This window comes from Nostoc sp. CmiVER01 (assembly GCF_034531135.2).
Classification (GTDB): domain Bacteria; phylum Cyanobacteriota; class Cyanobacteriia; order Cyanobacteriales; family Nostocaceae; genus Nostoc.
The window spans coordinates 319,337-338,941 of the sequence record NZ_JAVRBU020000004.1 but is presented as its reverse complement, the minus strand read 5'-3'; the positions used below and the strand labels follow the sequence as shown (position 1 = coordinate 338,941).

General features: G+C 39.7%; 16 protein-coding genes. 12 read left to right on the top strand and 4 right to left on the bottom strand.

Annotated features, from left to right (window positions below):
* Positions 1 to 391: 391 nt before the first annotated feature.
* Positions 392 to 2,164, top strand: coding sequence for an iron uptake porin (locus tag RMZ43_RS08510; RefSeq protein WP_322651712.1), 1,773 nt, complete (start codon positions 392 to 394; stop codon positions 2,162 to 2,164).
* 133 nt (positions 2,165 to 2,297) lie between these two features.
* On the opposite strand, the gene RMZ43_RS08505 is transcribed toward RMZ43_RS08510, so the two are convergent.
* The gene (locus tag RMZ43_RS08505; RefSeq protein ID WP_416212125.1) at positions 2,298 to 2,576 is read right to left on the bottom strand and encodes a hypothetical protein; all 279 of its coding nucleotides are present in this window, start codon (positions 2,574 to 2,576) and stop codon (positions 2,298 to 2,300) included.
* Positions 2,577 to 3,395: 819 nt separating this feature from the next.
* Here RMZ43_RS08505 and RMZ43_RS08500 point away from each other — a divergent pair.
* The 5 genes from RMZ43_RS08500 to pip all read left to right on the top strand — a co-directional run bounded on the left by RMZ43_RS08500 (position 3,396) and on the right by pip (position 7,302).
* Positions 3,396 to 3,779: a hypothetical protein gene (locus tag RMZ43_RS08500; RefSeq protein ID WP_322651642.1), complete on the top strand. Its 384-nt coding sequence runs from the start codon at positions 3,396 to 3,398 to the stop codon at positions 3,777 to 3,779.
* A 279-nt stretch (positions 3,780 to 4,058) separates the two neighbouring features.
* Positions 4,059 to 4,502, top strand: a complete 444-nt coding sequence (locus RMZ43_RS08495) for a retroviral-like aspartic protease family protein (protein WP_322655776.1) — start codon at positions 4,059 to 4,061, stop codon at positions 4,500 to 4,502.
* Positions 4,503 to 4,590: 88 nt separating this feature from the next.
* Positions 4,591 to 5,241 (top strand): tetratricopeptide repeat protein, encoded by a 651-nt coding sequence (locus tag RMZ43_RS08490; RefSeq protein ID WP_322651640.1) that lies wholly within the window; start codon positions 4,591 to 4,593, stop codon positions 5,239 to 5,241.
* Positions 5,242 to 5,327: 86 nt separating this feature from the next.
* Positions 5,328 to 6,224, top strand: a complete 897-nt coding sequence (locus RMZ43_RS08485; RefSeq protein WP_322651639.1) for a hypothetical protein — start codon at positions 5,328 to 5,330, stop codon at positions 6,222 to 6,224.
* A gap of 130 nt (positions 6,225 to 6,354) precedes the next feature.
* Positions 6,355 to 7,302 carry a prolyl aminopeptidase gene (pip, locus tag RMZ43_RS08480; protein ID WP_322655777.1) on the top strand — a complete coding sequence of 316 codons (948 nt, stop codon included), beginning with the start codon at positions 6,355 to 6,357 and terminating at the stop codon, positions 7,300 to 7,302.
* 193 nt (positions 7,303 to 7,495) lie between these two features.
* Here pip and RMZ43_RS08475 read toward each other — a convergent pair whose 3' ends face one another.
* Complete coding sequence (locus RMZ43_RS08475; RefSeq protein ID WP_322655778.1) at positions 7,496 to 8,512, bottom strand: NHL repeat-containing protein; 1,017 nt, start codon at positions 8,510 to 8,512, stop codon at positions 7,496 to 7,498.
* Between the two features lie 512 nt (positions 8,513 to 9,024).
* On the opposite strand from RMZ43_RS08475, the gene RMZ43_RS08470 reads away from it, so the two are divergent.
* Together RMZ43_RS08470 and RMZ43_RS08465 are read left to right on the top strand one after the other, a co-directional pair.
* Entirely contained in the window at positions 9,025 to 9,669 is a 645-nt protein-coding gene (locus RMZ43_RS08470) for a DUF4232 domain-containing protein (RefSeq protein WP_322655779.1), read from the top strand.
* 98 nt (positions 9,670 to 9,767) lie between these two features.
* Positions 9,768 to 10,562, top strand: coding sequence for a GH25 family lysozyme (locus RMZ43_RS08465; RefSeq protein WP_322655780.1), 795 nt, complete (start codon positions 9,768 to 9,770; stop codon positions 10,560 to 10,562).
* A 533-nt stretch (positions 10,563 to 11,095) separates the two neighbouring features.
* On the opposite strand, the gene RMZ43_RS08460 is transcribed toward RMZ43_RS08465, so the two are convergent.
* Positions 11,096 to 11,545, bottom strand: coding sequence for an NUDIX hydrolase (locus tag RMZ43_RS08460; protein WP_322655781.1), 450 nt, complete (start codon positions 11,543 to 11,545; stop codon positions 11,096 to 11,098).
* A gap of 557 nt (positions 11,546 to 12,102) precedes the next feature.
* Positions 12,103 to 13,068 (bottom strand): RsmB/NOP family class I SAM-dependent RNA methyltransferase, encoded by a 966-nt coding sequence (locus RMZ43_RS08455; protein WP_322655782.1) that lies wholly within the window; start codon positions 13,066 to 13,068, stop codon positions 12,103 to 12,105.
* A gap of 164 nt (positions 13,069 to 13,232) precedes the next feature.
* Between RMZ43_RS08455 and RMZ43_RS08450 the strand changes: the two genes are divergently transcribed.
* From RMZ43_RS08450 to RMZ43_RS08435, 4 genes are all read left to right on the top strand, one after another.
* The gene (locus tag RMZ43_RS08450; protein WP_322651632.1) at positions 13,233 to 14,648 is read left to right on the top strand and encodes a DUF2157 domain-containing protein; all 1,416 of its coding nucleotides are present in this window, start codon (positions 13,233 to 13,235) and stop codon (positions 14,646 to 14,648) included.
* Positions 14,649 to 14,820: 172 nt separating this feature from the next.
* On the top strand, positions 14,821 to 15,531 hold the full coding sequence (locus tag RMZ43_RS08445) for a GDYXXLXY domain-containing protein (RefSeq protein WP_322651631.1): 711 nt from the start codon (positions 14,821 to 14,823) through the stop codon (positions 15,529 to 15,531).
* A 1,624-nt stretch (positions 15,532 to 17,155) separates the two neighbouring features.
* On the top strand, positions 17,156 to 18,532 hold the full coding sequence (locus tag RMZ43_RS08440; protein ID WP_322655783.1) for a cytochrome P450: 1,377 nt from the start codon (positions 17,156 to 17,158) through the stop codon (positions 18,530 to 18,532).
* A gap of 328 nt (positions 18,533 to 18,860) precedes the next feature.
* A complete protein-coding gene (locus tag RMZ43_RS08435) occupies positions 18,861 to 19,316 on the top strand; it encodes a DUF1392 domain-containing protein (protein WP_322651629.1) in 456 nt (151 codons plus the stop codon).
* Positions 19,317 to 19,605: the final 289 nt, after the last annotated feature.

The following is a 19,605-nucleotide window of genomic DNA, read 5'->3' as shown; positions in this document are numbered from 1 at the left end:
CATGTATGAAAATGATTTGGCATAATACCAAAATCCTTGTAGAGACGTAGCACTGCTACGTCTCTACATCCGGATTCATACTTCAATTCAGCAATGTCAATTTATTTATGGGCTTGGTAAATTTTTGAATGCGTGAATGCATGATTTCTCCGAACGCGAATTTATGTTGGGCAGAGTCGAAATCCAACGTCTCCCAGAGTTGAGGCTGACTAGATTTCCCCACTGCTTCAATCTATGGGATGAGTTAAGATTTTTTAATCGTAACAATTTTATCAGGTATGTCTTAAAATTACTGGAATCTGATAAGATTTCCAACAAGTAGAATAACTGCTTGTTCTCTTTTTCTTGAAGCCAGTCATTTTGGGCCTTTTTTGGGAAAGGAAAATAAAAAATGTCTCATTTATTGTGGAAAACTCTGGTACTAAGCCCAGTAGTTTTGGGAGTGACGGTGTTGGTTTCCGCGAAGGCTATGGCTACTAAAGTACCAGCCTCTTCTGAAGATATAAAGGCAAAAGTTGCTCAGACAGAAGCACCAATAGCTTCTAGTTCTTCAATATTCATCCAAACAGAGCAACCAAAAGTTAATCGGCAGTTGGTTGCCCAAAAGACTGATGAAAACAACGTTTTAGAAGAAGTTAACCGCTACAGCAGTGAAGGCAAAAAGCAGAATTCACTGTCTCAAGTCACATCAGTTTCTCAGTTTTCTGATGTACAGCCGACTGACTGGGCATTCCAAGCTTTACAATCCCTGGTTGAACGTTACGGTTGTATTGCTGGATACCCCAACAGCACTTACCGTGGCAACCGGGCACTAACCCGTTATGAATTTGCCGCAGGTTTGAATGCTTGTTTAGATCGGGTTAATGAACTGATTGCGACAGCAACGGCTGATTTGGTGACAAAACAAGATTTAGCAACCCTCCAACGTTTGCAAGAGGAATTCTCGGCAGAACTAGCAACTCTGCGTGGCCGAGTAGATGCTATAGAAGCACGGACTGCTGAACTGGAAGCAAATCAGTTTTCTACTACCACAAAATTGGTGGGTGAAGCTATTTTTGTCGCTACTGATGTGTTTGGCGGTAATACTGGCGATGCAAACAATACTGTCTTCCAAGATAGGGTACGTTTAGACTTGCAAACCAGCTTCACGGGTAAAGACATTTTACACACCCGTCTTGCAGCCGGTAATGCACAAGCGTTTTCACTAAGAGATAACGCTAATGGGGTTCTCAATACTTCTGAAGGTACACAAACATTTCAACTCAACGGTGGAAGCACCAATAACAATGTCAATATAGACTGGCTGGCGTATTATGTACCCATCGGCCCAGCCCAAGTTTACGTAGCGGCCACCGGAGGTATTCATAGCGATTATGTTGCCACTAATAACCCTTACTTTGAGGACTACGATGGTGGTAATGGGGCTTTATCTACCTTTGCCTCTGAAAGTCCCATCTATCGCATTGGTGGTGGTGCAGGTGCAGCACTGACTTTACCCTTTAGTAGCGGTGGCAGTATTTTCAAACCAAGTTCATTGACTATAGGCTACTTAGCGTCAAATGCTAATAATCCTGGCGCAAATCAAGGTTTGTTAGAGGGTAACTATGCAGCTCTTGGACAGTTGAACTTTAGTATTGGCGATCGCTTGGCGATCGCTGCTACCTACGTTCACGGGTATAATGGTGCTGGAACTGGTGGTTTATTTGATGCCGGTGGTGGTTTGACTAGCACTAGCCGCGTCGTAGGTACTGATCAAGCTAACACCCTCGTCAACGCATCTTCCAGTAATTCTTATGGTATAGAAGCAGCCTTCAGACCCAGCGACAAACTTTCAATTAGTGGCTTCGTTTCTTACCATGATGTCAGAGGCTTCGGTGCAAATGATGATTATGAAGCTTGGAGTTACGGTCTTGGGTTAGCCTTACCTGACTTCGGTAAGCCGGGTAACGTTTTAGGTATTTTTGCTGGCGCAGAACCCTATTCCTTTAACCGACCAGGTTTTGCTGGTAATGATATACCCTATCACTTTGAAGGCTTTTACAAGTATCGCGTGTCAGATAACATCTCAATCACCCCTGGTGTCATCTGGTTGACCTCGCCTGGTCAAAATAGCGGTAATGATGATGCGATTATCGGTACGTTGAGAACAACTTTCACCTTCTAAAGGTTCACAGCAAAAGCGTCGAGAATGCAGAATTCTGAATTCAGAATTCTGCATTCTTTTTCAATTTTTAGTTTTTACCCCACCCTAACCCTGCCCTTATAAAGGGGAGGGAACTAAATAGTGTTTGACTGAGTTATTGCATCAAAATCTGACGGCTTAAAATACTCATGACTTCATCTGGATTACCTGTTGGTAGTAGCGCACTCCAGTCACCAACGCTGGCATAGCCGAGAACTTGCAACAAGTGAATTGTGCTGGTAACGGCTTTTGGTGAACCAATCAATAAATGTTTAATCGGTTCTCTTTTTGGCGATTGCTTTTGGTCAGATAGATTCAAAAGGGGTGCATTGTTACCTTGGGTAGGTAAATACTGCTTTTGTTGTGATTTGGCAAACTTTTTTGATTGTGCAATGATCATACTTGACTCCAATTGTAGGGGTTAAATGAAAGGCGATCGCCCTCGGCCAAGAGTCCGCGATCGCCTTTCTTATTTAAAGATATAGTATATTTTTATACCTGTCAATAGTCTTTTAAGTGTTTTTACATAGATTTAGACATGAGGAATTGGTGTAAGTTTTTGTGTAATGTCTAACGATAAGCTGTTTTGCGTCTATGCTTTGTATCAGTTCAAATCTTGCGATCGCCCTACAGCCCTTTGGGCATCCTACGGTAGGCGTTGGCAAAGCGATCGCTTTTGTGTTTGATAAAAGCAAATTTGCTAAGTTCCTATATTTAGACTTCTTGCATGAATCAATGAGCTTTCACCCTAAATCCCTCTCCCAAACTTGGGAAAAGGGGTCGGGGGATGTAGCTCACTTCCCGCAGGGTGGGCGAATTTTGCATTTGTGCAGTCGTTTATTGAATTCGGGCAGTCGTTTATTGAATTCGGGCAGTCGTTTATTGAATTCGGGCAGTCGTTTATTGAATTCGGGTAGTCGTTTATTGAATTCGGGTAGTCGTTTATTGAATTCGGGTAGTCGTTTATTGAATTCGGGCAGTCGTTTATTGAATTCGGGTAGTCGTTTATTGAATTCGGGCAGTCGTTTATTGAATTCGGGCAACCTACAAGAATTTACATAAAGCAATTCAAGATTTTTGTAATAAATAAATTGATTTATACTGAATAATGCGGGTGTCAATTAACCCTAATTTTGTCTATTCTAGTGCTGTACAGTTCAGGGTAGAACTCAGTTTTTGTCCTGGCGCATTATTAAAAACAGGAAAGTGATTTATGTCACGTCCAAAACGCGGGTCTAAAGTACTTGATAGAGCGCAACGTCGGATTGCAGCTTTGAAATCGATCAGTCCTACCTTAGACTTAGGCAATGGGGTAACAATTGACTCTTTTGCAGCCCTCATCAAAACAACCCAAGACAAGTTAGAAACTTATAACTCAAGTCTCTCCACCGTGGATCTGACTCAGGGAGCCTTTGAAGTTGCCGAAAAGTCGCTGATGGAACTAACAGAACACATGTTAGTCAGTGTAGCTGCAAAGTACGGCAAGAATAGCGATGAATACAAAATGGCAGGAGGCGTTCGTCGAAGCGATGTCTACGACGGGCTACGCCTACGCAAGCGTCCGGTGCGTCAGCCTAAACAAGGGGCTGTTGTTTGATAAATCTGGATTTTACCCCACCCTAACCCTCCCCTTATAAAGGGGAGGGAACTGGATTTCCTGTTTCCCCCCTAATGTATCAGGGGGATTAAGGGGGGTATTAAACAATTCGCAATTCGCTTTTTGGCCTATTCGCAATTACGTCTTGTGATGGGGATTTAGACCCTAACACAAAACAAGCAACCCATAAGGGATGGGGTCTTCAACCCTTTAATTTGTGATAATTCGATTAAAATCACAACATACCACTTTTCAAACATCCTCTTATAGGAAAATGATATGACAAATAGCAAAAGTGAAAAAATGGGCAAAGTAACTACTACAATCACTATTATTAACCAAATTGACCAAACTCTTGCAGAAAGAGGATTTATTCCCACAGAACAAATACGCTCAATTACTTTACATGATGTTTTAGTTGACACAGGTGCAACAAGGCTGTGCTTGCCTAAAAATATTATTCTTGATTTGGGATTGCCTCTGCAAGGAGAAGTAGATGTAAAAATAGCTACAGGAGTACAAAAAGCTCGGATTTTTAAAATGTTGAATCTTTCAGTTGAGGGAAGAGAAGGGACATTCAATTGTATTGAATTACCAGAAGGTTCAGATCCGTTATTGGGATTAATACCTTTAGAAGATTTAGGATTAGAACCCGATTTACAAAATCAGAAATTGCGAGTTTTGCCAGTGGAAGGAAAAGATACTTATTTAATGGTTTTGTAATAATTATTGCAAATGCATTGCTATAAACAGCCTATTACTCAGCCCAGAAATTATAATATCAATCAAACTTACTGAACTTTGGGTAATAATGCCAAGCGTAGCAAGTTTACTAGAGCAAGGACACAACCAACTAGATTGGGGAGAGTACCAAGCAGCTTTACAGATTTTTCAGCAAGCTGCTGTACTGGAACCGGAAAACCCCCAAATAATTTATGGGTTGGGTATAACTTGTTATAGTCTGGAACAATACCACGAGTCCATTGAATACCTGAACCAAGCTTTGAGAATTAAGCCAAACTACATTTTGGCGCTAGTATGGCGAGGATTGGTTTGCCAACAAATTGACCAAGCGCAGCAAGCACAAGCAGATTTGGATCAAGCGATCGCACTTACCCCCCAAGATGCGTTTGCCCTGCGAGGTAGAGGAATTGCATTAGATGTATTGCAACGCTACGAAGAAGCTGTTGCATCTTACGATCAAGCCATCTTGCAGATAGTTCGAGCAATACGCAAGATTATTGGTCAAAGCTTGCAGAACAACTTAAAGAACAACTTAAACAAAAGGGATTCTCAACTAAACCCAACGACAAAGATCCACAAAGCCTTTATTTCCAGAACACAATTTCAAATCATGTTGATGGTTCTTACAGTCAAGCGAATTTTGATGATAGTAACTGCCTACGTTATAGCGGCTCTGTCGCTCAAAAAATTGAATTATCTGATATTGAGCATACCTTAACTCAAATCAAAGATTTAAACCTTCTACCAGAAAATGGCAATTTAGCACTTGGAATTTCAGAAAATGGCTACTTAGGGCAAACTTGGATGATATCAGGCTGGACAGTTCTAGCTAATAACCCAATTCTTGAAGCAAACGCTCATCAAGCTTACAAAGCCATAATTCCACAAGGACATCAACATCAAAATTTAGGAGAATTTTTAGGCGCTAGAGTCTATGAAATGTGGCGTGGTGAAGGGCGTTGGGACAAAATTGAAAAAGGCAGTCATGTGATAGTTGTTTTCTATCCTGATGAAGCTACATTTGCAAAAGCTAGTAAATTTTATAATTCATGGAGATACTTGTTTTACTGTAGACATAAAATCCTTTGGGCCTATGAACAGGGACGGGAACTAAAAGAAAGACTGTCGAAGCAATATAAGCATGGTTTAATAGACCAGAATAGTTTAGAAAGTTTATCAACGAAAGGATTGCAAGAGCTAAAAAGCGAATTGCAAAAAAACATTAATACTGTATTTAATTACGTCCAAGATATAAACCTGCTACAAACTCAACAGCACACAGTTGAAGTTAATGAGCGTAACTACGAAAAACACTGTAAAAACAATTTTACAACTGAGAAATTTTTAGAAGAATTTAGCAAGATAGTCAAAGACAAATATCAGGTACAATTAGAAAAAGACTATCTCGGTCTAAATCCAGGATTAGCAATATTAGAAAACTTGACCGCTACAATTCGCGGCATGGTGGAGATAGAAGAAGCACAGCGCGATCGCAACCTCAACACTAATATTGCGATTGTAGGTATTGGACTAGCAACAAGCCAGATTGCATCCTCTGTCATTCTCGCTCAACAAACTCCACCTAAAGATATTCTTTTCTACCAAACAAAAGCTTTTTGGTACAGTATTGGCACAGGTGCGATCGCCAGCCTTGTTTTCTGGATTATTCTAACCAAAATCCTACCCCGGCTTCGTCGTTAAATTCAGCCGTGTAAAACTAGGAATTTTTAGAAGATAATCTTCCTTGTGTAATGCGTGCGAGCGCGCCAACGATCTAACAACTCAGGGCTGACGCGATCGCGATGATAATATTACTGATAAAATATCGAAAATGCGAGAACTTTACCCAGCGATCAAGCCTTACTTAGAAGGTAGTTTACAGGTTTCTGACCTTCATACCATTCATTTTGAAGAGTCAGGGAACCCGCAAGGTCAACCCATCGTTTTGCTGCATGGGGGCCCTGGTGGTGCATGTCCAGCTTTTTATCGGCAATATTTCCACCCCGAAAAATGGCGGTTAGTCATGTTTGACCAGCGCGGTTGTGGTCAAAGTACGCCTCATGCTGAATTACGAGAAAACACCACTTGGGATTTAGTCAGTGATATTGAAAAACTGCGCCAACATTTAGGTATAGAAAAGTGGGTGGTCTTCGGTGGTAGTTGGGGTAGCACCTTATCATTAGCCTACAGTCAAACCCATCCCTCTTGCTGCGCGGGATTAATTCTGCGTGGTATTTTCATGCTAAGGCAAAAAGAGTTGCGATGGTTTTACCAAGAGGGTGCTAGCTATATTTTTCCTGATGCTTGGGAAGAATATCTCAAACCAATTCCCATAGACGAACGTGATGATTTAATCGCAGCATATTACAAACGTTTGACCAATCCAGATTTAGAAATTCAATTAACAGCAGCGCGTGCTTGGTCAATTTGGGAAGGTAGCACTAGTAGACTGTTTTTAGATCCAGAACTCATGCAAAAGTTTGGGGAGAATGAATTTGCTTCAGCTTTTGCACGTATTGAATGCCATTACTTTATGAATAAGGGATTTTTGGAGACAGAAGATCAATTACTCTTAAATGTAGACCGTATCCGCCATATTCCGGCTGTAATTATTCAGGGACGCTATGATGTAGTCTGCCCAATGATATCAGCTTGGGAATTACATCGCGCTTGGCCAGAAGCTGAATTTATAGTGGTTCCTGATGCCGGACATTCGATGAGTGAAGCAGGAATTCGTAGTGCTTTGATTGAAGCAACAGATAATATCGAATTTGAGTAATGGACTTCCAAAAAATAAAATCGCCAATCAATAGTAGTAACAATTCTTATTAGAAGGGGAGTAGTAATCATTGGCTGCTACTCCCCCTCCAAATTGTAATAAATTCCATTTAGATGCAAATTTTTGGGTATTTGGAATCAAAATGCTCAAATCGCCTGGACTGCCTACTCAAGCTCCAGTAATTGCTGGATTTTTATGATGTGGCTTTTTGCTTACGCCTAAGTACCTTGCTTGCTCCTAGCACAGCACCAAGTGCCAACACAGCTAGCCCCATTCTAGGTTCAGGAGTAACAGCGCTGTCTTCAGTGAAAGCCAAAAAGCCAGCCCCATTTAACCCACCTCGAGCGGCAGGGATAAAGGTGTCAATAAAAGCTCCAGTCTTGCCATCGTAACGCAACACGTTGTTACTATTTAAGCCACTAACGTAAAGGTTGCCATCGTTACCGAAGATTGGCTTGATAGGCCCGTTAAGTCCTCCACTGCCAGCAGGAATAAAGGTGTCAATAAAAGCTCCTGTTTTTCCATTAAAGCGCGAAATATTATTACTCACAAAGTTAGCAACATATAGATTGCCATCTGCTCCAAAGGTCAAACCAGCAGGTTCTGAACCTTTTGCCTCTGTAGCAAAAGTGTCAATAAAAGCTCCTGTTTGTCCGTTGTAGCGAAGAATATTATCCGTTAGAGCACTACTGACGTAAAGGTTATTGTCTGAACCAAAGCTCAAACCAAAAGGTGAAGTGAGTCCGCCGCTACTTGAAGGAACAAAAGTATCAATAAAAGCTCCTGTTTGTCCATTGTAGCGGAGAACACTATTACTAGTGCGGCTGTTAATACTGGTAACGTAGAGGTTGCCATCAGGCCCAAAAACTAAGTCTTCAGGTGCATCTAGTCCACCACTACCGGAAGGAACAAAGGTACTAATGAAATTCCCTGTTTTCCCGTCGTAGCGTTGGATACTACCGTTCAAAATACTGCTTACATAAAGATTATTATCCGGGCCAATAGTTAAACCAGTTGTTCCCTTTAGTCCGCCACTACCTGAAGAAACAAAGTCATCAATGAATTCTCCCGTTTTTTCGTCGTAGCGCAGAATGGAATTATTATTAAAACTCCCGACTAAAAGTGCTGCATTAGCTCTTGGGGCTATCCATCCTAGTAAGGCAAAGCCGATCAGTGGAAGACTGATCTGACAAAAATTGAAAAATCTCATAATTTTGTTAGCTACAACAATCGTAATTACTTACTATAGTTAACCATACATTTGTAGCGTTTCTATAGTTATGTAAAGTAAGTTGCTAGTTAATACTCCTAACCTGTATCAAAAAGATACAAAAATCGAGATTTGAAGCATTGCTAAATACCAAAAATTCAAAATTTATAGTTCTAAGTAGGCGCTTTTTGATAACTAGTAACTTGGGTTATGTAGATAGACGATCTAAACCAGATATAAATCTATTTCTCTACATTATTTAAAATTCCAAAGGAGAAATCGCATTTTGTCAATACGTTTCTTTATAAACTTACACTTAATTATTAGTTTCTATCTTTTCTAAGAGATGCTCTGCGAACGCGGAGAGTACTTGACGGTTCGTTTAATAATTCAGTGGATCTTTATAGTAAATTTGTATAAGATGAAACGCACAACAAGGCAATCCTTTGTGAATCTGGAAACTTATACTGTATGTGAAGCATCAGTGTAAGTAGTTAACTACAAAAAAAGATATGCAAATTTCAATTGTGAAAAGCAGTATATTGTTGCTCCTAACTGCAATGACAACTGGCTGTGTCGGTTCTTCCTCTGTTACAAAACAGCCGCAAGCTTTGCCAACAAGCACTGAGCAGCCGACGAAAGAAGCTGTATTAAACTCAACAGCTACACCGACTGCAAAACCTATAGAGCATTCCACCCCTGAAGCCACTATTGCTGCAAATCCGACGCGCTGTGAAACTAGCCAATTGTCAGTGCGCCGAGTCTCTGAAGATGCTGGAGTTGGGAATGTTGCACTTACCTACGCCTTCACAAATAACGCCTCATCCCCTTGCACCCTCTACGGTTATCCAGGATTGGCACTACTGGATGAAAAAGATCAGCCTTTGAAGAAAGTAAAAATTCTTCGCTCCGAGAGCACTTACTTTTCGAGTAAGCAACCTCGACAACAAGTAACTCTAGCTCCGGGAAAACAAGCCTCATTTCAGATAGCATATAACCACATTCGTTCCACGGAGGAACAATGCCCAATGTCTAGTAAGATTGAAATCACACCTCCTAATGCTTACAAGCATTTTACCCTCACAGAACAAATTAATCCTTGTACAGGCAAAGTTAGAGTGACTCCAGTGCGATCTGCTGACGCTCAATCTAAGTAAATTTCAGTAATTCACTCAAATACCCAAAAAAAGCATAAATTTAATCAAAGCCTCTGATAAGTTCACTATTGTACTCATCAAAAAGGTTAAAGAGTTATATGGAAGGAATTGACGTTTTCGATCAAGACGGCAGAGTAGATTGGACAGCAGTAAAAAACTCTGGTAAAACTTTTGCATTTGTCAAAGCCACAGAAGGAGTTACTATCAAAGATTCTGCTTTTGCTCATCATTGGCAGACCATGAAAACTGTTGGTATTATTCGGGGTGCTTATCATTTTCTTCATTCCCATACATCAAACCCGGTTGAGCAAGCAAAGGAATTCTTGAAAACGCTGGGTAAATTAGAACCAGGAGACTTACCACCAGTTTTGGATGTAGAGGTAACTGATAAAGGAGGAAATAGCCAAGAAGTAATTAATGCAGCTAAACAGTGGTTAGCAGAGGTGGAAAAAGCCCTTCTACAACAAACACAAAAGCCAATCAAACCGATTATTTATACTTACCCTAATTACTGGGAACAAATTGGCAATCCATCTGATTTTGCTAGTTATCCATTATGGATTGCCCACTACGGAACCAAGAACCCAACTATTCCTAGTGCTTGGCAGGGACAATACCTAATCCATCAATATGAAGGTGACGTATCTGGTGTAGCTGGTGTTAGTGGTCGAGCCGATTTGAATAGATTTAATTCCTTACAGCTAGGAGATTCCGGGCTAAGAGTCAAACAATTACAACAGCAATTAAAAGATATTGGATTGTATACTGATAGCATTGATGGGCTTTTTTCTGAGTCAGTTAAGAATGCAATTGTTAGTTTCCAAACATCTAAAGGATTGCAAGCTGATGGAATTGTCGGGATCAAAACTTGGGTAGCTTTATTGTGGATTTAGAACGAACACTCAATAAATATATCCATACCACCATTAAATAAATGTAAATATGGGTAATGTTTAACGTCTAATATTTACTTGTTTTAACTATAGCTACTTATTGAAAATCTCTCAGAGGCTGTTTTAAAAGTAGTTTGCTGTAATTTTAATCACATTCTTACCTCTCTTAATCCCCCCGATGTTTTAGGGGTAAACAAGAAAAATCTGGTTCCCTCCCCTTTATAAGGGGAGGGTTAGGGTAGGGTAAAAAATATTTGATACATCAATTATGACTTTTCAAACAATCTCTCAAATTGTTCCAGGGTTTTTCAATAAGTAGCTATTACCGCAAGGCGGAAGTCAAAAGTCAAAAGTGTTATGAAATAAGCTCTTCAAGGCTTTTCAATGAGCTGCTTATTTACGCCATGCTGTACTAGCCATAAATTCATTTAATTTTGTATGTAGTAGAAACCTTGCTATAAGCAATGAATCGCTTAGTACAAACTAGGATTTTATTGTATGTTTAATTATGTATATTTAATTACTATATGTTTCTATACTTGAGTAGGATCTCGAAATGCACAAAAGTGAGATTCGACCTGGAAAAAACCTTTAAGAATTCGTTTGAGTGAATTAAACTTAACCCGCCTGATAGCTTTAGCAACTTCTACCCACTGCCGTTTTCTTTTACTTGCTTCTGGATAATCTTCACTTAGCATCTCAACTGGTAACAAATACATCTTGACTCGGTAAATTTTTCCTCCTTTACGGTACTTATAACTACCCAGCTCATTGGTGTCTACTTGCCCAATTACCCCTGCTTCTTCCCAGGCCTCTTTGGCTGCTGAAGCGGGCGGACTCATGCCATTAGGAATATCTCCTTTCGGAATTACCCAGTGTTGAAAGTTACGGGTTGTAATTAGCAAGATTTCGACTTTGCCATTGTTCACTCTATAAGGAATTACTCCAGACTGTTTAAAGACTTTGCTAATTTTTCGACTCATGTAATTTGCATCCTTTACGGTCTAGCTTTTTTGTACAATGTTTATTTCAAAAAGTCGAGAGCTGATACCGGATAAATTTTAGTTAATTTAAGGTTATGAAAAGGTTAAAATTGTTTTTGTTAACCATAAAAGTTAATTATTGAAAGTTATTGATTGTTGAAGTAGTACCGCACAACCGCAAGGCGGAAGTCACGCATTCACGCATTCACGCATAATTGTATTCCAAGCTTTTGTGCTATTTGAAATGGTGAACCAGCGTTGCGGGAGGGTTTCCAACGCCAGATGCTCCACTTGGGGAGACCCCAAGACCGCACTGGCTCCTTTGCAGGTGACTGGTGTTAGCGTAGCGGTAGCGAGGAACGAGCGTCCGTAGGAGCGTCACCCGAAGGGTACGCTTATTTCTACCGTCTGTACTAGGTTTGTAACTTTATAAATATAAAATCAATTGCTGTAAAAAGTGTACTTCTGATGACTGATTGACAAATGTAACACTATTCAAAGCATGAGATATTTTATAAGGCTTAATGCCAAAATATCTGCCCTCAATTTAACTAACTTTACTTTTTCAAATTTTGGTAGATATACAGCGAAGAGATTGTATTGAAATCTACTTCTTTAGCCTCCTTTTCATGCTTGTTAGTATTTTTAAACAGTGTTGTAAATGCGCCAGCACCTAACATATCTTGAGGAAACATCCGATAACAAGGCATTTTAGTTAAATGCGACTGATATTTGGTTAAATTACTAATTTCTATTGCCTGAAACTGGGGAAAACGTTCCAAAAACCATTCACAAACTTGCTCATTTTCTTCGGGTGAATATGTGCAGGTCATATAAGCAAGATAGCCTTGTGATGAAACAAGTTTAGCAGAGTTAGCTATAATACGTTTTTGCCGATTGGCGCTCTTGTTAATAGCAGTTGGGTGAAAACATCCGGGAGCTTTTTCACCTTTAGCAAGTAAAGATTGTCCAGTACAAGGAGCATCTACTATTACTAGATTGCTAGAGTCGGGAAACATTTCGGCAAATATACTCGAATCTCTATTAACTACTGCACTGGGGCTAATCTGGCAACGTTTCAAATTAGAAATTAGCATTCCCAGACGTTTGCTAATTACTTCGTTACTAATAAGTAAATCAGGTTGTAAAGCTTTCCAAGCGAAAATACTTTTACCTCCTGGTGCAGCACACATATCAAAAACTAAACTTACTGGTTGAGAAATAGCTAACAAAGTAGTAGCTGCAAACACCGAAGAAAAGTCTAAACAATAGAAATATCCTTGTTGATGTAAGGGATGTTGACCGGGTTTTTCTCCCAAACATAAACGGTCTATAAATTGTGGTTGCCAATAGATTGATGTTTCCACTGTCAAAGGCGAAATATCTGGCTTTTCTTTACACCAAAGAATGCTAGGTGAAAATGGCTGAGGATTCATTAAAGCCTCAATAAATTTTTCTTGCTCATCTAGATTAGTGAACAAACGCCGTGAGACTTTAAGTAATAAATTAGAAGGTTTTTCCATGTAGATTATTAATTACGAATTAGAAATTACTCAGTTGTATCAAAATCAAAATAAAACTGTTACACAAGAACAATGTAATTAAGGCTTTTGGCTTCATACTCAAAATATAATGACCGCCATTGGGAACGCAATGGCCAAGCTACCCCACTGCACCGGAGAAGGTCATGTTCTTAGATAGTTTTCCGCAAAAATTACGCAAAGAAGCACAATTATGGAGGGATGAAGGATTAATTAGTTCTTCGCTCTATGAGCAAATAGCAGAACGTTATCAGTTTAAGAACCTGGAAGCTGCTACACGCGATCGCAATAAAGCGATCGCAATCGCCATAGGCGGCGTCCTTCTATGCTTAGGCATAATTACTTTTGTAGCAGGAAACTGGCAGGGAGGATCGCGAGAAGTTAAGTTTATTCTGCTGATAAGTTTGTTTTTTGCGATCGCAATCACTGGTTTTTACAATTGGATAACACCTGAAGGAAAGAAGCCACAAAAAAGCAAACGCTTACTGGGAGAGGGGTTGCTCATTTTAAGCGCCTTAATTTTCGGTGCAAATTTACTGCTGATGGCCCAGATGTTCAATATTGCTGGTTCAACTTCCCAACTGTTTCTCGCCTGGGGGTTGGGTGTTGTAGTGATGGCCTTTAGTTTGTGCTTAAATTCTTTAGGAATTCTGTCAATTATCCTCGTGGAAATCGGCTATTGGACAGGATTAGAAGACTTGTGGTACGCTTCAACCGATCCAACTTGGTCGCGCCTAGTGGTGCAGCACATGCCTTTGTTGGCATGGATAGTATTTGTACCCTTAGCCTACTTCTGTCGTTCGCGTTGGATTTTTGGTCTAGCAGCCTTTGTCTTTGCTAGTTCTTTACAGGCCAACCTTAATCCTCTACCACTGCTGAATTATGCTGATATAGCCCCTTGGGTGGCATCTTTTGCTTTTGCACTCCCACCTGCATTATTCTGGAGTTATGATGACTTGCTGTTTCCAAGCATAAATTATAGGTTGTTTCAATCTCTGGCCCGTAATTTAGCCTTGTTAAGCTTCGGCATTGTCTTTTATATCTTGTCTTTTCGTTGGGTCTGGGAATCTCCAAATTATAGTTATAATCAGCCTACGAATGTGACAAACTTATTCGCGTCTCTGCCGATTATCGATTTGGGGATTCTCAGTGGCTTGGCGGTATTGCAATGGTTGTTTCTACTGCGTCAAAGAAATAACCCTCCGCGCCGCGAAGTGATTTTCACGACTGCTGTCATTAGTACCTTTCTTGCCTTTATTACTGTAGTACCTTTTTGGCATCAAACTATCAGCCGGATTGATGAACTTGGTGTTTTTATTTTCAATGTACTTCTAGCAACATTAGCCTGGGGACTAATTCAGGAAGGATTGAAATTAAACAACAGAAGTTCCTTTTGGGGTGGTATGTTGTTAGTAACACTGCAAATTATCAGTCGCGTGCAAGAGTACGATACCGATTTACTTTTCAAGTCCCTAGTCTTTGTTTTGTGCGGTTCTGCTTTAATTAGTGCTGGACTCTGGTTTGAACGCCGCTTACCTGGTGGTAGTGCGAGTAAAAAATAGTGTAAAGGATGAAAGAATCTGTGCAAATTTTAGATTTTGAATTTTGGATTTTGGATTGAATCTAAAATCTAAAATATAAAATCCAAAATAAAGTTTTTAAAGTTTCTCTGCGTCAGTCCTAATCTCGTTACTTTTGACCTCCTCAATCCCTCTGCTTTTTAGGACTACGCTCATGACTAATAGTTCTTCTGAATCTAAAAATAAAACCTTGTCTCCCGAAGCTGAGTTCTCTAGTAAAGTGACTTTTCGGGATTACTTGATTGCGAGTGAACAAAAATCGAATAAGCCTTTGCCTTTTTGGCGGTTACTAGCTCCCCTAGCGCTGCAAACAGGGCTAATTATGGCAGTACCAGCCCAAGCACTTTATACAGATGTGGCAGGTAAGACAGTGATTTTGCAAACCGTACCTGTAAACCCTAACAATGTGCTAGAAGGTAACACCTTAGACTTAGATTACAATATATCCCGCACTGCAAATTTGAGCAGATTACCTGGTTGGCAAACATTAGTCAGTAAAGGTCGTGGAAGTGGCAGAAGATTGCCTGAAGGAACCAACATCTACGTGACTTTGCAAGAGCAACTATCCACTGGTCGCGGTGTTCCTAGAGCTTGGAGACCGTTACGAGTAAGTAGCGATCGCCCCACAACTCTAAGAGCTAATCAGGCAGCCTTAAAAGGTGTTTATCAAGATGGTTCTGTTAACTACGGCTTAGAAACATATTACATCCCAGAAAACCAACGGCAGCAAATTAGGAACGATTTGCAAGCCCAACGCGCCCGTAGAGGACAAGTACCGCCCATTGTGGTGAAGGCGAAAGTTGATCCACAGGGCAAAGCAGTGCCAATTAGTATGTGGGTGCGCGATCGCAACTATCGCTTTTAAGCTAGTAGGCAAATAAACATTGCATATTTACACGCAAGATTTATCTTCAAAGTTCTGAGCATCGGCTTCCGGCGCTCAGACTTCTTTGTTTGTCGTTTGTAAATACAAATGACAAACCAATAGAAAGCATTATTAACTTAATTTTAATAATTAAAGCCGAGTTATACCAATTCTGTATGAAGATGCGCTAAACCATATTTAAGTACAAGGAAGAAAAACGAACCGCAAAGGACGCAAAGTACACAAAGAAAGAATTTAAGAAGGTTTGGCGCAGCCTCACAAAGAAATGGTATTAACACTCTTATTATTGAGTTAACTCTAAGTTACTGTTGCACTTAAATAACCGTTAACTTGCTATGTATAATTGCCTGAACCGAGGCTTACAAAGCATCTATAATTTTATAACTTGTAACAGTGAAATAAAAATATAAAGGACATACAAAGTTCAGTAGTTATTATATACATTTATTAGTAAATAATATAAAGATTATGCAAAGATATTTTTGAAAGATAGACATTTAAGTAAATTTTCGCTACGCAAGTACTATTATGTTCAGGTGTTACCTATTTTCAAGTGTTGAATAAGAGATTATTTGTCGTTATTAACACTCTTAAAAGTTGTTGGAATCAAAACAGATAATTCATTAGCCAACAATTGTAAAGTCTGAAACTTTCTAGTTATGACTTTGTGAATTTCTGATCAAAGAAAGCCTGATATCAGAGTTCTCTGTGAATTCTGACTTAAAGCAAGATTTTCAGGGTTTAAAACTCTATCACACTCAATTGAGGAAAGTTATATTATGGCCAGATTAATTGTTTCTTTGCCCCCGTTCATAGGTACTTCTGGTTCCGATTCAGTGGTGGGATTAGAGGATAATGCATTCCCAGCAATTGGAATTGAGGTTTAAAAAAAGGGAGTCATTGATACCCAAGCAGGTAAAGACACTATCAAGGGTACTGGCAGAGGCGGAAAAAATAACACCGAAACTGGCGGCTCAGGCATAGGTATTACTAACAGTGGCATCATCAATGCAGGGATAGGAGACGATACTATCGAGGGCACAGGCGCTGGCGGTGAAGGCTTTCGAGGTCACCTTGCAAATGGTATAGGTATATCTAACACTCAGGGCGGTTACATTAATGGAGGAGATGGAAAAGATTCGATCTTCGGAACCGGAAACGGAGGCAACTTTTCTATTGGAGACCTTAAATTTGTTATAGGCATCAATAATACTCAGGATAGCCGCATTGATGGAGGATTTGGGGACGACTTTATCACAGGAACTGCACTTGGATTTGAAGACACTCATGTAGGAATCTCTAACACTGAGGGCAGTGATATTAATGGAGGAGAAGGGAACGATTCCATCAAGCTCCAACAATTACACCATTAAACGTGATGATTTCACCCTTAATGTCTTGAATGTTGAGAATATCGTCTTCTTTGGCGCTGCTCCCCAGTAAACTATGCTTTGGGTTCCTGATGGGATGAGGGAAAGGCGTATAGCCTTTCCCTTCCTTTTTAATTGGCGATCGCTTCGATTTTCAGATGCAAAGCCCAACCTGTTCAGTTACCCTAAATACAGACAAATCTTGTAGATGGCAAGGCTGAATAGTTGAACCCATGAAAATCCAACAAAAACAATCACAAAACCAAAACATTCTGACTCAAAATCAACTCCCTTTACCTCCCGGAAGCTTAGGCTTACCATTGATTGGAGAGACAATTAGCTTTTTGCGTGATCCAGATTTTGCTACCAAACGACAACAGAAGTACGGCAATATTTTTAAAACTAATCTATTTGGTTCGCCAACTATTATGATGGTGGGAGCAGAAGCTAATCGTTATTTATTTAGTCACGAAAACCAGAATTTTGTAATTAAATGGCCAGAGAGCGTTGCAACATTACTCGGCCCTGCTTCTTTATCAATGCAAACGGGTAGCATTCATCAAAAAAGACGCAAATTATTATCACAAGCGTTTCAACCGAGAGCTTTGGCAAGTTATCTACCAGCAATGTCAGAAATTAGCGATCGCTACTTCAAAAAATGGGAAAAATTGAATCAATTCACTTGGTATCCTGAGCTTAGGCAATATACTTTTGATATAGCTTGTAAATTATTAGTAGGAACAGACACTACTAAGGATACCCATTTTATTGAAGTATTTGAAGAATGGTGTGCCGGATTATTTACTCTCCCTATTAGGTTACCTTGGACGAAATTTGGTAAAGCATTAAAATGCCGAGAAAAGTTATTAGCAAAAATTGAAGAGATTATTTTACAGCGTCAACAACAAGGAAATAATCATCAAGATGCTTTAGGTTTATTGTTAGATTCCAAGGATGAAGATGGTAATAGTTTAAGTCTAGAAGAATTAAAAGATCAAATTCTAACTTTACTATTTGCTGGGCATGAAACCTTAACTTCTGCACTATCTTCTCTATGTTTGCTGTTAGCGCAAAATCCAGAAGTTTTAGCAGCCGCTAAAAGAGAACAACAACAAATAAGTTGTGCAGGTGAGCTAAAATCTGAACATCTGAAACAAATGACTTACCTAGACCAAATACTCAAGGAAGTTTTGCGAATTACTCCTCCAGTTGGTGGTGGTTTTCGTTCGGTTATCCAAACTTGTGAGTTTAAGGGGTATCGTATTCCCCAAGGTTGGTCTGTATTATATCAGATAGGTAAAACCCATCGAGATCAGAGCATATATAAAAATCCTGATAATTTTGAGCCGCAAAGGTTTGGTATAGATAGGGTTGAGGATCAATCTAAACCTTTTGGTTACGTTCCTTTTGGAGGTGGAATCAGAGAATGTTTAGGTAAGGAATTTGCTAAATTAGAGATGAAAATATTTGCTGCTTTGCTATTGCGTGGTTATGAATGGGAACTTGTACCAGAGCAAGATTTAGATTTAGTAATGATACCCACGCCCCGACCCCGTGATTCTTTAAAGGTAGTTTTCCGTTCCATACAGGGGGTAAAAAACTCAGGTTAAAAAAGACCTTATATTTTTAAACCTATCGAGCTAGAACATTTGCTTTGGGAATCACTTTGCAAAGTGCTGCGTAAGCGTTCGCGTAGCGTCTCGTAGAGAAGCTCATCGTAGACATTGCTGGATTGGTCAACCATCCTTGAAGCGGATAATATATATCATTCCCGTTGTCCTTCCAGGCTTCTACTCGCCCCCTGCCCCCTGCTCCCTGCTCCCTGCCCCTTGCCTCTCTGGAGTAGCTCACCAAGATGTTGCTGTGACTGGATTTTGAAATTACATCCGGATTATACAAGTGCAAAGTAGTTTATGTATAAAAAAGAGATTACTTTGCATGATTAATCAAATTGTCGCTTTAGAATCTTGTTGGCATAGTTCTGTACCGTGGGGAAAAGACATGCCACCATTGGCAGTTCAAATCCTGGAAAAAGTTTTTTTATCAAACTCTGATATATCAGGCTACTGTTGTGGTGTTCAATGGGAGAGACAGGAATGGATTTATGCCATTGTCTGTTGTCGTGAAATACTCTATTTGTCTCAAAAAGAATTTTCTGGAACAAACTTAGTAGAAAAAGCTCCAGTTGCTACACCAACTTTTAAATTGGGGGATGTGGTGGAAGTTGATTTTAGTGAAGAACCATCACGTCGGATTATTCAAGGGATTTTTAGCTTGAAAAACAATTGGCTTTATGCAGTAGAATGGCGTTCCCCAATTTTGGAAGAAATGGCATCGGTTCAAAGTAGAATTATCTGGCTTGCGGATGTAGATTTAGTAAAAGTGAATGCATGACTATGTTTTTGGAGCTGTACCAAAAAAGTTAGTGCGTTTATCTAAGTCTGCGCTTAATCATTTAGGTTGATTTTCTATTGCTGGGATTGAATCTGAATAGTAAGTCAACCAAATCCCAAATCCGATATTACTTTCCAAAAATTGCATCATCGCTAATGTTCAACTTTGGGCATTTACAGTAACTTTTATAGTTAGGCAGTGCTAATTCTCAAATTAGACCTACAGTTAGACCTACAGATTGTAGAAAATTAGCCCTTGTTTTGTATAAGTTGAAAGATACAATAACAGG

What these genes read in the sequence shown, in the direction of transcription:
- RMZ43_RS08510 (WP_322651712.1), top strand. Translation starts at nt 392, where the DNA reads ATGTCTCATTTATTGTGGAAAACTCTGGTACTAAGCCCAGTAGTTTTG.
- RMZ43_RS08500 (WP_322651642.1), top strand. Translation starts at nt 3,396, where the DNA reads ATGTCACGTCCAAAACGCGGGTCTAAAGTACTTGATAGAGCGCAACGT.
- RMZ43_RS08495 (WP_322655776.1), top strand. Translation starts at nt 4,059, where the DNA reads ATGACAAATAGCAAAAGTGAAAAAATGGGCAAAGTAACTACTACAATC.
- RMZ43_RS08490 (WP_322651640.1), top strand. Translation starts at nt 4,591, where the DNA reads ATGCCAAGCGTAGCAAGTTTACTAGAGCAAGGACACAACCAACTAGAT.
- RMZ43_RS08485 (WP_322651639.1), top strand. Translation starts at nt 5,328, where the DNA reads ATGATATCAGGCTGGACAGTTCTAGCTAATAACCCAATTCTTGAAGCA.
- pip (WP_322655777.1), top strand. Translation starts at nt 6,355, where the DNA reads ATGCGAGAACTTTACCCAGCGATCAAGCCTTACTTAGAAGGTAGTTTA.
- RMZ43_RS08475 (WP_322655778.1), bottom strand. Translation starts at nt 8,512, where the DNA reads ATGAGATTTTTCAATTTTTGTCAGATCAGTCTTCCACTGATCGGCTTT.
- RMZ43_RS08470 (WP_322655779.1), top strand. Translation starts at nt 9,025, where the DNA reads ATGCAAATTTCAATTGTGAAAAGCAGTATATTGTTGCTCCTAACTGCA.
- RMZ43_RS08465 (WP_322655780.1), top strand. Translation starts at nt 9,768, where the DNA reads ATGGAAGGAATTGACGTTTTCGATCAAGACGGCAGAGTAGATTGGACA.
- RMZ43_RS08460 (WP_322655781.1), bottom strand. Translation starts at nt 11,545, where the DNA reads ATGAGTCGAAAAATTAGCAAAGTCTTTAAACAGTCTGGAGTAATTCCT.
- RMZ43_RS08455 (WP_322655782.1), bottom strand. Translation starts at nt 13,068, where the DNA reads ATGGAAAAACCTTCTAATTTATTACTTAAAGTCTCACGGCGTTTGTTC.
- RMZ43_RS08450 (WP_322651632.1), top strand. Translation starts at nt 13,233, where the DNA reads ATGTTCTTAGATAGTTTTCCGCAAAAATTACGCAAAGAAGCACAATTA.
- RMZ43_RS08445 (WP_322651631.1), top strand. Translation starts at nt 14,821, where the DNA reads ATGACTAATAGTTCTTCTGAATCTAAAAATAAAACCTTGTCTCCCGAA.
- RMZ43_RS08440 (WP_322655783.1), top strand. Translation starts at nt 17,156, where the DNA reads ATGAAAATCCAACAAAAACAATCACAAAACCAAAACATTCTGACTCAA.
- RMZ43_RS08435 (WP_322651629.1), top strand. Translation starts at nt 18,861, where the DNA reads ATGATTAATCAAATTGTCGCTTTAGAATCTTGTTGGCATAGTTCTGTA.